Here is a 12,702-nt window from a genome sequence, read left to right as displayed (position 1 = left end):
CCTTAAATTCTTATACCCTAAAGAATTCGAGTTGCAGGAAGGCGGCAAGCGAGATAATCCCGATGAGCTTACACAAGTAAGTGATTCGGGTTATTGAGTGTAGCCAACGCACATGCGGCTCGAAGGATAACGGGTATACAATTAGTAAGGATTCTGTCAGAAGAGAGGGCGGTTGAATGTGGGATGCACCACAAAATGCACCGGAGAGCGGGGAATCTCTCCGGTGAAAAATAAACAGCGAACAGCTTGACGCTAAAAGAAAAAAACAAGGAGAGGGTCATAACTACCGACACCCCACTCGGAGGTGCCGATCATCATAATTACTGCGGGTCAGTGTTGACCGGACTCTCTAGCACTTGCTGCTCTTGAGGAGCGGCACTGCCGATAGTGATACGCTGTGGTTGCAGCGCTTCTGGCACCTGACGCAACAGATCAATGTGCAGCAAGCCGTTTTCAAACTGAGCATTATCAACATTCAGATGCTCAGCCAGTGTGAAGGTTAACGCAAACTCTTTACGCACCAAGCCCTGATGCAGATATTCAACCTGTTTTTCAGCCGGTGCTGGCTTACCGCGCACGGTCAGGCGTGGGCCTTCAACTTCAATATCCAGTTCGCTCTGTTTAAAACCGGCTAATGCCAGTGAGATGCGATAGTGGTTATCGTCAGTTTTTTCAATGTTGTATGGCGGGAAGCCTTGGGCATCCTGACTGCCTTGCATTGAGTTAGCCAGTTTATCAAAACCAATCCACTGACGAAGTAAGGGTGACAAATCATAGTTACGCATAGATATAACTCCTTCTTTGAAGCGAGATATTCCCATCATCTTTCAAATCACAGGTGTGTTGGCTGCTCTCATTCACCCGAATCACTTACTTATGTAAGCTCATCGGGATTCACTCCTTTGCCGCCTTCCTGAGTTTTGAAATCTATTGGGTATTAGAACAGTCACGAATTAATGATATAAACAGTCCTAACGCAAAACAGCGGCGTTATATTATATACTGCAATCACTCCGTGACCGGTTAGCCCCCGATTACGGCAGGCTGAACTCTGTGATTAAATAGTTTACTTGCTCTATATAAAGACTCTTTATTTAATTTCAATACGTCGTGGTTTTAAATTCTCAGGTACGACGCGTTCGAGATCGATATACAGCAAACCGTTAACCAAGTTGGCACCTTTAATTTTGACATGCTCAGCCAACTGGAATTTACGCTCGAAGTTGCGCTCAGCAATACCTTGATATAAGTAGGTGCGCTGTGCAGGTTCATCGGCATGAGAACCACGAACAATCAACAAGTTGTCTTGAGTGGTGATATCCAGCTCATGCTCTGCAAAGCCTGCCACCGCAATCGCGATGCGGTAGTTGTTGTCGTCAACCAGCTCGACATTATATGGAGGGTAACCCCCATTACTTTGGTTCTGGCCAGACTCTAATAGATTAAACAAGCGGTCGAAACCGATAGCGGAACGATACAGTGGAGCAAGCTCGGAATTACGCATAAAAACTGCCTCCTAAATAGATTAGCAAGGGTGTTATCCTATATTTAATTAAGCCTTCCTCTATGGACAGGCTCATGGTCAAAATACCCTGTCGGCGTATTCTCTCTGACCTGATAATAAGATGGTATCGCTCTGCGACTTTTCAAGAGCAAAAACAAAAAAATTTACGGGAAAAATCCTAGTTAGCTTTTTTATTTAACTAATATTCGATAAATCAGTCGCTATAACTTACACTTAAGTTAAATTGCGCCATAAGATTGAATCTTTGACCATAGGAACTGTCTGTAAGAGAGTGTAAAAAATGACGACAAAACCTGACACTATTGAGTGAGTAATCGCTTGGCATGATGATGAGAGCTAAAAAACAATGAGAAACACCGTTATTCCTTTTGTTACTGGCTGTTCGCTGCTTTTATCCAGCGGCTGCTCCAGCATTATGACGCACTCCAGCAGCAGTCAGGGTTACTACTCCGGCACAGAAGCCAATGTGGCGATGCTCAAAGATGACAATACCGGCTGGGCGCTACGCCCTTTGCTAGCAGTGGATCTGCCCTTCTCAGCCGTCATGGATACCCTGCTCTTGCCGTATGACTATCTGCGTTCAGACAGTGAAGATAAAATGGCCAGCTCCCCACGTGAACGTGTCCGCCAATCTGAAGCCGCCAATCAGTCAACAGCACACATTGGCGAAACCCCAGCGCAATAATCTAATCCGCATTTACGGTAAAGATTTGAGCTAACCCATCTATTTCCCGCATAAATGCAATTTGGGTGCCGTCCGGTGAAAACACCACCGCGTCCGCCAATGGAGCGATGGCACTACGCACCGTCAGCCGCCGAAGTTGGCCACTCTCGCTATCACACCGCATCACGCTGTTATCACAAACAAACGCCAGACTATGACCTTGTGGATGCCAGCTAAAAGCGGATTGAATCCCCCACTGACCCGAGGTTAATTGCCGTGGTTCACCGCCATTTGGCGAGACTAGCCATAGCTGCACAACACCCTTTTCATCTTTCATCAGGCAAGCAATGACACTGCCATCAGGTGAAGCGCGTAGCCAGTGGCGCGGGCTGGTAGCAAGACCAGGGAAGCGGCGCTCAGCAGTAAAGGTGACACGCCGCTGACTGACACTCGCAGGTGGTGCAGGCAGTGTAGTTGGCGTCCCCTCAAGCGGCGCATCGCCCGCACGGGCATAGTCTCGATCCTGCTCAGGCAGATCAGCAATAAAGATTTCTGGGATTTTCTCACCCTGCGCTGAAAGGGTATCGCCAATAAAAGCGAGCGCCCAGCGCTGGCGGGTGCCGTCTGCTTTCAGATACCCCTGCGTGCCAATCCACCCCTCTTCGTAAGCGCGATTAATTTGATCACTGCCCGCCTGTGGTGTGGGCGTCGTGCGGCTGATCAACACACAAAAGTGGCTACCATCGTATTCACGGGGGTGATGCTTCGGCGGATTAACTCCATGCAGCGGCAGAGCAATACCGACATTGCGGCAATCCAGCGCGGGATCTAATTCATGCAGCACATGGTCGTTGTAGGTAAAGCTAAGGCGGCTACCGTCAGGGCTGAAAACGTGAACATGCGTGCCGCCACGCAAAGCGCCGGGCGTATAAGGTGCGGTGATATCTAGGGCATCCAGTGTCACCGCCAGCTCTCTATCCGGCTCAGCAACAATCACCCCTCGCCGATGATGAAAATCATAATGCCAATAACTGTCTGGATACTCCGGCCCGTGGATAAACACATAACGCGCGGGCAGATCAGGGCTTACCGTCACCACCCCGACATGAGCGCCATGCTGAGCGCGATAGATCACCTCAATATGACGGGTGACACAATTAACCCGCTCAATGGTTAAGCCGCTAAACATCCCACCATTGGGCCGCACGTCGTACACCAGCCACTGGCTGTCCGGCGTCCAAACATTGATATTGGTGAGCTGATGCCCTCTGGGATCAAAAGTGAGTTGCTGTTCCTGACAAGGGGCATCTTTCTGGCTAATCATGCTGGCTCCGGTGATACAACGGGCGAAATCATTTATAGAGATTATATCACTGCCCGTACCCGATTCAGGTAAACCCACTGATGGCAATGTTGGACAGAGCCGACATTATAGGTAGATATTTAGAATAATAAGTCTAATATGGATTTTTTATTCTAAATGATGTGATCTATGCTTAGCCGCTACCAACCGATTGCCGATGCGATCGCCATGCTTTTCTCCCCCTATGCGGAGGTCGCCATTCACGACTTAGCCAGCCAGTCGCTGGTCTATATCGCCAATAACTATTCACAGCGGGAATTAGGCGAGGACTCCAATCTCAGTGAACTGCAATTTGACCCGCATTCACAGGTGATCGGCCCATACCAAAAGCGTAACTGGGATGGTCGTCAGTTGCGCTCCATCAGCACTGTGCTGCGGGATGATCAGGGGCAACCTATCGGGCTGTTGTGCATCAATCTGGATATTACGGTGTTTGAAAGTGCCAAAGCCGTGCTGGATAAGTTTCTATCAGGCCATCAACTCCAACCACAGCCTGATGTGCTGTTTCAAGATGATTGGCAGGAGCGCATCAATACTTATATCCATCAATGGCTGCAACAGCAGCAACTCACACTGGCGACACTGAACAACGCTAGCCGCCGAATGCTGGTTGAAACGCTCTATCAACAAGGGGCATTTAACGGCAAGAATGCGGCGGGCTACGTGGCAAAAATCCTTGGCATCGGCCGTGCCACTGTTTACAACCAGTTGAAAAGTATAAAAAAACGCTGAAGAATTTTAAGGAACCGACATGAATACACTATTTGATGCCATCAAAGAAGCCCACCAAGCATTGCGGCCACAAGTGAGAGTGACACCACTGGATCACAGCCCACTACTGTCACAACACACAGGTTGCGAGGTCTATCTCAAATGTGAGCATCTGCAACACACCGGTTCTTTTAAATTTCGCGGTGCCAGCAATAAGCTGCGGTTATTAACAGATGAGCAGCGCCAGCAGGGGGTTATCACGGCCTCCACCGGTAATCATGGTCAGGCAATGGCGCTGGCAGGAAAATTAGCCGGGGTCAAATCCACTATTTATGCACCGGAACAGGCGGCAGCTATCAAGCTGGAAGCCATTCGCGCACTCGGCGGCCACATTGAGCTGATAGCGGGAAATGCCTTAAATGCGGAGTTAGCCGCCGGTATCGCCGCGCAGCAGCAAGGAAAAATCTATATTTCCCCTTATAACGATGCGCAAATTATTGCCGGGCAAGGTACCTGTGGTATGGAGATGGTTGAGCAACAGCCGGATCTTGATGCGGTATTTGTGGCCGTCGGCGGTGGCGGACTGATCTCTGGCATCGCAACCGTGCTGAAGAAACTCGCTGATAAGACACAGGTTATTGGCTGCTGGCCCGCCAATGCCACCAGCATGTACACCAGCCTGCAAAATGGGCAGATTCAGGAAGTGGCAGAGCAAGAGACACTGTCAGACGGCACGGCTGGAGGGGTCGAGCCAGAGGCAATCACCTTCGCGCTTTGCCAGCAGTTAATCGATCAGAAAGTGCTGGTCAGCGAACAGGAGATTAAAGAGGCGATGCGCCTGATTGCCCGCACTGACCGCTGGATGATTGAAGGCGCGGCGGGTGTGGCACTCGCCGCAGCCCTGAAGCTGGCCCCACAATGGCAAGGTAAGAAGATCGCGGTGGTATTGTGCGGGAAAAACATTGTGCTGGAAAAATATCTGGGAGCCGTTGGCGAATGATCATCCTCAACAAACAACAAATTCTCGACCGTTTCGATGCCGATGCCATCACGTTGCTGCTCAAACAGGGTTTTATTGCTTTTAGCCAACAGCGGGTACAGATGCCGCCCGTTCAGCATTTACTCTTTACGCAAGCCAATGGTGATTGTTGCATCAAAAGTGGCTATCTACAGGGCGATGAACAGTTCGTGGTGAAGGTTTCTGGTGGATTTTATGATAATCCAGCGCAAGGGCTAGCCAGTAATCAGGGGTTGATGATGGCTTTTTCGGCCCAAACCGGTGAGCCACAAGCCATTTTGCTTGATGAGGGTTGGCTGACCGCACTGCGCACTGCGCTGGCCGGGCGTATTGTTGCCGAACTTTGCGCCCCCAAACATATCAACGCCATCGGCATCGTCGGCACAGGTATGCAGGCGCGGTTGCATCTGATGTACCTGAAAAGTGTGATTTCATGCCGCCAGCTATGGGTTTGGGGCCGCAGTGAAATCGCATTAGAGGAGTATCGGCAATATGCTCAGGCGGAAGGTTTTGAGGTCAATACCACGCAAAGTGCCGCAGAATTAGCCAGCCACTGCCAGTTTATTGTCACCACCACCCCCAGCCGAGAGGCGATTTTGCAAGCTGCGGATATTCAGACTGGCACACACATTACCGCCGTTGGCGCAGATGGCGCGAGCAAACACGAACTGGCACCAGAATTGGTGGCGAAGGCTGATAAAATCCTGGTGGACTCATGGGCGCAATGCACTGAATTTGGGGAAATTTCATCCGCATTTCAGCAACGACTTTTGGCCCATCACAACTTGACTGAGATAGGGACTGTTTTGGCGGAAAATGCCTCTTTCAGGGACAATGATCAACAGCTAACCTTGGCAGATTTAACCGGGTTAGGGGTTCAGGATGTGCAGATAGTGAAGGGGATTTTGGGGGCGTGAATTTGGTGATCGATTGTCTGCTACGGAGGTAGCTCCGGTTTTTTGTGTTGAGGCTTGAGTGTTTACTTTAGCTCTGATACTTCAACAGATGACCGGATCTGGTTTCGGTTGAGGACTGGATCTGGTTTCGGTTGATATTCGTTCGGTGATCACTTTACCTGCGTCGCCTCAACCGAGTCGGGCCGCAGGGCGGCGGCCCAACACCCGCGCCTTTGCGCGAAATATTGTGGCTTCGCCATTCCCTCCTACAGCTTGCCGGCTTATCGAACCGGCGCTGACTCGCTCCCAGCTCGACAGCCCCTTTCGCCGCGTCCATGCGGCTCATTCGGCCCGCAAACTTTGTCGGCAATTTTTCTGATTGCGCTCAAGGTCAAGACCCAAGACCCAAGACCCAAGACCCAAGACCCAAGACCCAAGACCTAAAAATCATGGTTTTGACTTTGAAGTTTAAAAGCACATTTGAGCTGCCGAGTGAAGAGTGAAGGTAGGACGCGAGGCATGGATGCCGAGCGAGCCGTGCTTGAGCAGGAGCGAATCACGGCGGTCCGTCAGCCGAAACGATGAGAGAGGGAATCCACGCAGTGGACAAGCGATACGTGCGAAGCGCGGGTTTCCAAAGGGGCCACGCTCATGGCCCATTTGGCGGTTGAGGCATCAGAGCCAAGGTGAACACTGAAGTTATAACAACCGAACCGATCACCAAAACGAGTGATCCAAACCTAAATTACAAACTCCTCAATGGCCACCGCCACACCATCATCACTATTCGTGGTGGTAATAAACTGCGCGATCTCTTTTAGCTCAGGAATCGCATTGCCCATTGCCACCCCGACACCCGCGTAATTAACCATCGCAATATCATTGCCCTGATCACCCAACGCCATCACATTTTCTTGCGCGATGCCGAGATGGTCAGCCAGCATTTTCACGCCAGTCCCTTTATCAACGCGCTTGCTCAGGATTTCTAGATAAAACGGCGCACTCTTCATGATGGTGAAGCGCTCGAAAGCCTCGGCGGGCATCATGGCTAATGCGCGGTCAAGTGCTTCAGGCTCATCGATCATCATCACTTTCGGGAAGCGTAATGTCGGGTCCATCTCTTCCACAGCCCGATATTTCAATGGGATACCGGTCAATAACACTTCATGTAGCGTGTATTTGCTGATGTCTTTGTTAGCGGTATAGAGAGTATCAAAATCAAAAGCTTGGAAACTGACGCCCATTTTGCGCGATAAGGCTTCGAAATAGAGATAATCTTCGAAACTGAGAGTTTCCTGCAAAATACATTCACCTGTGGCGGCCTTTTGGACCAATGCACCGTTATTGCTGATGCAATAATCGCCACTGTTTTCCATATTCAGTTCGCGTAAATAACGTTGGACCCCGATATAAGGTCGGCCTGTGGCTAAGACCACGCAAACACCTTTCGCTCGGGCGGCATCAATGGCCTGCTTGACCCGTGGTGTGATTTCATGCTGCGGATTCAGTAACGTGCCGTCCATATCGATAGCGATCAATTCAATTGCCATAGGGTCCTCAGATTTATTTAACTAATACTTCATGCTAACGCGATTCAGCGCACAAATGCTAGTAAGGTCTGTGTGCCGCACAATAGTTGCCCCCTCAGCACCCCAAATGCACTCTATTCAGGCAAAAAAAATCCAGAGACAGTTTCCTGCTCTGGATTTTTGTCGCTTATCTTACCCGCAGATTAGATATCGATATTAGCTGCGCGCAGCGCATTCTCTTCGATAAATGCCCGGCGAGGTTCAACCGCATCGCCCATCAAAGTAGTGAATAGCTGATCTGCTGCAATGGCATCTTTCACCATCACTCGCAGCATACGGCGGCTGGTTGGGTCCATTGTGGTTTCCCACAGCTGCTCTGGGTTCATTTCACCCAAACCTTTGTAGCGCTGGATTGCCAGACCACGACGGGACTCTTTCACTAACCAATCCAATGCGTCTTCGAAACTTGAAACTGGTACACGGCGCTCACCACGTTCAACAAAGGCGTCTTCTTCGATTAAGCCACGCAATTTATCGCCTAACAGACAGATTTTGCGATATTCACCACCGTGGATGAAATCAAAGTCCAGCTCATAGTCAGTATCCACACCATGAGTACGGATACGTAAAATTGGCTCAAACAACTGACGCTCACGGTTTTCACGCACCACTGAACTGTAGCTGCTGCCGTGCTGCTCTTTCTCGTTCAGCAAGACTACCAGCGAATCAATCCACTGCGTCACCACCTCTTTATTGCTCAAATCTTCTTCGAGAAGCGTTGGCTGATAAATCAGGTTATTCAGCAGAGCACGCGGATAACGGCGCTCCATACGAGCAATGGTTTTCTGAACACTGTAGTGCTCAGCCACCAGTTTTTCTAACGGTTCACCCGCCAGTGCCGGAGCATGGGCATTGATGTGCAGTGCTGCGCCATCCAGTGCCAGCGACATCTGGTACTCTTCCATCGCATCATCATCTTTGATGTACTGCTCTTGCTTGCCTTTCTTCACTTTGTACAGTGGCGGCTGAGCGATAAAGACATGACCACGCTCAATAATTTCCGGCATCTGACGGTAGAAGAAGGTCAATAACAGAGTGCGGATGTGCGAACCATCGACGTCGGCATCGGTCATGATAATGATATTGTGATAGCGCAATTTGTCCGGGTTATATTCATCCCGACCAATGCCACAACCCAGCGCGGTGATCAGTGTTGCCACTTCTTGCGAAGAGAGCATTTTGTCAAAGCGTGCTTTCTCAACGTTCAGGATTTTACCTTTTAACGGCAAAATGGCCTGATTTTTGCGGTTACGGCCTTGTTTAGCAGAGCCGCCCGCTGAGTCCCCTTCCACTAAGTAGAGTTCGGACAATGCAGGGTCACGTTCCTGACAGTCAGCCAGTTTGCCTGGCAGACCAGCCAAGTCTAGCGCGCCTTTACGGCGGGTCATTTCACGGGCTTTGCGCGCAGCTTCACGAGCACGGGCTGCATCGATGATTTTGCCTACAACGATTTTGGCGTCAGTTGGGTTTTCTAACAAATACTCAACCAGCTTTTCGTTCATCAGTGTTTCGACCGCTGTTTTCACCTCAGAAGAGACCAGTTTATCTTTGGTCTGTGAGGAGAATTTAGGATCTGGCACTTTCACCGAAACCACAGCAATCAGACCTTCACGGGCATCATCACCGGTAGCACTGATTTTCGCTTTTTTGCTGTAGCCTTCTTTATCCATGTAGCTGTTCAGCGTGCGGGTCATCGCCGTACGGAAGCCCACCAAATGGGTACCACCATCACGCTGTGGAATGTTGTTGGTGAAGCAATAGATATTTTCTTGGAAACCATCGTTCCACTGTAATGCCACTTCCACACCGATATCATCTTTCACGGTGGAGAAATAGAACACTTTCGGGTGGATTGGGTTTTTGTTTTTGCTCAAATATTCAACAAACGCCTTGATACCACCTTCGTAATGGAAGTGGTCTTCTCTATCATTGCGTTTGTCTTTCAGCTTGATTGAAACGCCGGAGTTCAGGAATGACAGCTCGCGCAGGCGCTTAGCTAAAATTTCATACTGGAATTCAGTGTTATTGGTGAACGTCTCGAAACTCGGCCAAAAACGCACGGTAGTCCCGGTCAGGTCAGTTTCACCCACAACTTTCAGAGGGGCCTGCGGCACACCCATTTTATAAGTTTGCTCGTGAACTTTACCTTCACGGCGGATGACCAGCTCCAGTTTTTCAGACAAGGCGTTAACAACTGACACACCCACGCCATGCAAACCGCCGGAAACTTTGTAAGAGTTATCATCAAACTTACCGCCAGCATGCAGCACGGTCATGATGACCTCAGCTGCTGATACCCCTTCCTCTTCGTGCAGACCGGTTGGGATACCACGGCCATCATCCTGTACAGAAACAGAGTTATCCGAATGGATGGTGACGATAATTTCTTTACAGTGGCCAGCGAGGGCTTCGTCGATAGCGTTGTCCACAACCTCGAATACCATGTGGTGCAGACCGGTACCGTCATCAGTATCACCGATATACATGCCCGGACGCTTACGAACCGCATCCAGCCCTTTTAATACCTTGATACTTGAGGAGTCATAAGTATTCGACATCAACGTTTCTCGCTCATCTTTAATCCTGTGGTTGAACCTCTATTTTGCCATGTTCCACGCGGAACATCTTGCCCTTTTCGCCTACCATGTCGGTCACTTGCTCAGCGCTCACTGCACTGACAAAAACCTGGGCTTGGGTAGCTTTCAAACGCTCGGCCAATAAACGACGACGGCCGGTGTCTAATTCGGAAGCAAAATCGTCAAGCAGATACAGGCAACGCCGCCCGCTCTGTCGGGTGAGAAACTCACCCTGCGCTAACCGCAGTGCGCACATCAGCAATTTTAGCTGACCGCGCGATAGCAGATCTTCTACCGGCGTACCATCGGCCCGAATGCGGAAATCCGCTTTATGTGGCCCGATGGCGGTATAGGTTAGCGCTCTGTCACGCTCAAACTGGCGTTCCAGCAACTCACCGTAGTCACTCTCTTTATCCCAACCGCGCTGGAAAGAGAAACTCAGGGCGAACTCTGGCAGGAACAGGGCGCATGTGGCTGAAATATCTGCCGCAATTGCGTCACTGTATGCCGCCCGCCACTCGCTAATACGCTCGGCCAGCGGGATGATTTCTTGATCCCAAGGCCGGATTTGTGCATAGCGACTAACCTGGCGCAGCGCGGCATTGCGCTGCTTAAGTAATCTTTTCAGATTGCTCCAGGCCGTAAAAAAACCGGGTTCGTTATGAAAGCAACCCCAGTCTAAAAAAGCGCGCCGAAATTTTGGCCCGCCATTCAATAAGGTAAAACCCTCGGGGGTAATTAGTTGCATGGGCAGCATTTGCGCCAATTCAGCCACTTTATGCCCGTCAGTGCCATCAATACGCACTTTGCTATCACCCTGCCGGCTTTTACTTAGGCCTACAGATGATTCGCGCTCATTCACATCAACCCGACCATGCAGCACAAATTCGGCACAGTCGTGACGAATCACTCGCCCAGCCTGCAAACTACGAAAAGCACGGCCATGACCCAAGGTATAAATCGCCTCCAACACACTGGTTTTTCCACTGCCGTTGGGGCCGACAAGAAAATTAAAACCCGACGCCAGCGCCAAGTCTGCCGATTCGATATTTCGAAAATCTTTAATCAGTAAACGCGTCAAAGCCATGCTGCAAATTTCTTCATTATCGAACTATCAAAGTAATCGAACTATCAAGGGCGTTATCGTCGCAGGCCCTTTGCGTGCGGCCAGCGCACAGCCACCGGAGCGTACTTAATGTACGTGAGGATGGCGAGCACTGCCCAATCGCAAAGGGGCAAGTAAGATAGCCCGATAAATATTACAAACGCATTGGCATGACAACGTAGGCTGCTGCCTGACTGGCTCCGTCTTCGATCTGCACACTGGAGACTGAATCCGTCAGTAACAGGCGCACATCTTCACACTTCAGTGCGTTGAGCACATCAAGCACATAGCTGACATTGAAACCGATCTCCATTTCCGTCCCGTCGTAGCTGACATCGAGGATCTCTTCTGCTTCTTCCTGCTCAGGGTTATTGGCCGTAATCTTGAGCTGGTTTTGGCTAACATAGAGCCGAACGCCGCGAAATTTCTCGTTAGACAAGATAGCTGCCCGGGCAAAAGCCTGTTTCAGCAAATCACAGCTCGCCTCCAGCGTTTTGTCCGGATTTTTCGGCAATACGCGGCGATAATCAGGGAAACGGCCATCAACCAGCTTGGAGGTGAAGATAAAATCACCGACATGGGCGCGGATGTTGTTACTGCCAATTTGCAGACGCAGTGGCGTATCACCACCATCGAGTAATCTCACCAGCTCCATCACGCCTTTACGTGGCACGATCACTGAATGTGACGGCAGCGTCTGACCAATCGGCATTGAGCATACCGCCAGACGATGGCCATCGGTCGCGACAGTACGCAACTCTTCGCCTTCGGTCTCAAACAGCATGCCGTTCAAGTAATAGCGCACATCTTGATGGGCCATCGAGAACTGAGTGGACTCAATCAGACGCTTCAAGGTGGCTTGCGGTAAAGTGAATTCAACGTCACTTTGCCAGTCATCCAGATTCGGGAAGTCTACCGCCGGTAAGGTGGATAGCGAGAAGCGGCTGCGGCCAGAGCGCACCAGCAGGCGATCACCATCTAATGCGACGGTAATTTCGGCCCCTTCCGGCAAACCACGCCAGATATCAAAAAACTTCCTTGCGGGTACCGTCGTAGCACCCTGCTCATGGGGCTGGGACAGGGCAACACAAGCCACCATCTCCATCTCCAGATCAGTACCAGTCAGGCGCAAAGAACCTTCCGTCACTTGCAGCAACAAGTTACCCAGAATAGGCAATGTCGGGCGTCCACCCAGCGGGCTACTGACCTGTTGCAGCGGTTTTAGCAGATGCTCACGTTCAATGATAAATTTCAT

Annotated in this window: 11 protein-coding genes; 4 read left to right on the top strand and 7 right to left on the bottom strand. The window is 50.4% G+C overall.

Going from position 1 to position 12,702, the window contains the following annotated elements:
• Nucleotides 1-320: 320 nt before the first annotated feature.
• Nucleotides 321-785 carry a small heat shock chaperone IbpB gene (gene ibpB / locus HRD69_RS05660; RefSeq protein ID WP_004877595.1) on the bottom strand — a complete coding sequence of 155 codons (465 nt, stop codon included), beginning with the start codon at nt 783-785 and terminating at the stop codon, nt 321-323.
• A gap of 305 nt (nt 786-1,090) precedes the next feature.
• Nucleotides 1,091-1,504 carry a small heat shock chaperone IbpA gene (gene ibpA, locus HRD69_RS05655; RefSeq protein WP_004877597.1) on the bottom strand — a complete coding sequence of 138 codons (414 nt, stop codon included), beginning with the start codon at nt 1,502-1,504 and terminating at the stop codon, nt 1,091-1,093.
• Between the two features lie 367 nt (nt 1,505-1,871).
• On the opposite strand from ibpA, the gene HRD69_RS05650 reads away from it, so the two are divergent.
• Nucleotides 1,872-2,210, top strand: a complete 339-nt coding sequence (locus HRD69_RS05650) for a YceK/YidQ family lipoprotein (RefSeq protein ID WP_004877599.1) — start codon at nt 1,872-1,874, stop codon at nt 2,208-2,210.
• Nucleotide 2,211: 1 nt separating this feature from the next.
• Here HRD69_RS05650 and HRD69_RS05645 read toward each other — a convergent pair whose 3' ends face one another.
• Nucleotides 2,212-3,513: a YidR family protein gene (locus tag HRD69_RS05645; protein ID WP_032815486.1), complete on the bottom strand. Its 1,302-nt coding sequence runs from the start codon at nt 3,511-3,513 to the stop codon at nt 2,212-2,214.
• Nucleotides 3,514-3,681: 168 nt separating this feature from the next.
• Between HRD69_RS05645 and HRD69_RS05640 the strand changes: the two genes are divergently transcribed.
• Genes HRD69_RS05640 through HRD69_RS05630 form a run of 3 tightly spaced genes read left to right on the top strand, consistent with a single transcriptional unit; the run spans nt 3,682 to nt 6,198 of the window.
• Nucleotides 3,682-4,284 carry a helix-turn-helix transcriptional regulator gene (locus tag HRD69_RS05640; protein WP_004877604.1) on the top strand — a complete coding sequence of 201 codons (603 nt, stop codon included), beginning with the start codon at nt 3,682-3,684 and terminating at the stop codon, nt 4,282-4,284.
• Between the two features lie 19 nt (nt 4,285-4,303).
• Nucleotides 4,304-5,263, top strand: a complete 960-nt coding sequence (locus HRD69_RS05635) for a threonine/serine dehydratase (RefSeq protein WP_004877606.1) — start codon at nt 4,304-4,306, stop codon at nt 5,261-5,263.
• Entirely contained in the window at nt 5,260-6,198 is a 939-nt protein-coding gene (locus HRD69_RS05630; RefSeq protein WP_032815488.1) for an ornithine cyclodeaminase family protein, read from the top strand. Before HRD69_RS05635 ends, HRD69_RS05630 begins: the two co-directional genes overlap by 4 nt.
• 719 nt (nt 6,199-6,917) lie before the next feature.
• Here HRD69_RS05630 and yidA read toward each other — a convergent pair.
• From yidA to dnaN, 4 genes are all read right to left on the bottom strand, one after another.
• Nucleotides 6,918-7,727, bottom strand: coding sequence for a sugar-phosphatase (yidA, locus tag HRD69_RS05625; protein WP_004875686.1), 810 nt, complete (start codon nt 7,725-7,727; stop codon nt 6,918-6,920).
• 182 nt (nt 7,728-7,909) lie between these two features.
• A complete protein-coding gene (gyrB, locus tag HRD69_RS05620; RefSeq protein WP_004875687.1) occupies nt 7,910-10,324 on the bottom strand; it encodes a DNA topoisomerase (ATP-hydrolyzing) subunit B in 2,415 nt (804 codons plus the stop codon).
• Between the two features lie 19 nt (nt 10,325-10,343).
• On the bottom strand, nt 10,344-11,429 hold the full coding sequence (gene recF / locus HRD69_RS05615) for a DNA replication/repair protein RecF (protein ID WP_004875688.1): 1,086 nt from the start codon (nt 11,427-11,429) through the stop codon (nt 10,344-10,346).
• Between the two features lie 172 nt (nt 11,430-11,601).
• Complete coding sequence (dnaN, locus tag HRD69_RS05610; RefSeq protein WP_004875689.1) at nt 11,602-12,702, bottom strand: DNA polymerase III subunit beta; 1,101 nt, start codon at nt 12,700-12,702, stop codon at nt 11,602-11,604.

Origin of the sequence: Yersinia mollaretii ATCC 43969, assembly GCF_013282725.1 — a bacterium.
GTDB classification, from domain to species: domain Bacteria; phylum Pseudomonadota; class Gammaproteobacteria; order Enterobacterales; family Enterobacteriaceae; genus Yersinia; species Yersinia mollaretii.
Note: the sequence above shows the minus strand (reverse complement) of the source record. Positions and strands in the feature narration are given on the sequence as shown.

Coding starts and splice junctions, on each gene's coding strand:
- recF (WP_004875688.1), bottom strand. CDS start 11,429: ATGGCTTTGACGCGTTTACTGATTAAAGATTTTCGAAATATCGAATCG.
- ibpB (WP_004877595.1), bottom strand. CDS start 785: ATGCGTAACTATGATTTGTCACCCTTACTTCGTCAGTGGATTGGTTTT.
- HRD69_RS05635 (WP_004877606.1), top strand. CDS start 4,304: ATGAATACACTATTTGATGCCATCAAAGAAGCCCACCAAGCATTGCGG.
- yidA (WP_004875686.1), bottom strand. CDS start 7,727: ATGGCAATTGAATTGATCGCTATCGATATGGACGGCACGTTACTGAAT.
- HRD69_RS05650 (WP_004877599.1), top strand. CDS start 1,872: ATGAGAAACACCGTTATTCCTTTTGTTACTGGCTGTTCGCTGCTTTTA.
- HRD69_RS05640 (WP_004877604.1), top strand. CDS start 3,682: ATGCTTAGCCGCTACCAACCGATTGCCGATGCGATCGCCATGCTTTTC.
- ibpA (WP_004877597.1), bottom strand. CDS start 1,504: ATGCGTAATTCCGAGCTTGCTCCACTGTATCGTTCCGCTATCGGTTTC.
- dnaN (WP_004875689.1), bottom strand. CDS start 12,702: ATGAAATTTATCATTGAACGTGAGCATCTGCTAAAACCGCTGCAACAG.
- HRD69_RS05630 (WP_032815488.1), top strand. CDS start 5,260: ATGATCATCCTCAACAAACAACAAATTCTCGACCGTTTCGATGCCGAT.
- HRD69_RS05645 (WP_032815486.1), bottom strand. CDS start 3,513: ATGATTAGCCAGAAAGATGCCCCTTGTCAGGAACAGCAACTCACTTTT.
- gyrB (WP_004875687.1), bottom strand. CDS start 10,324: ATGTCGAATACTTATGACTCCTCAAGTATCAAGGTATTAAAAGGGCTG.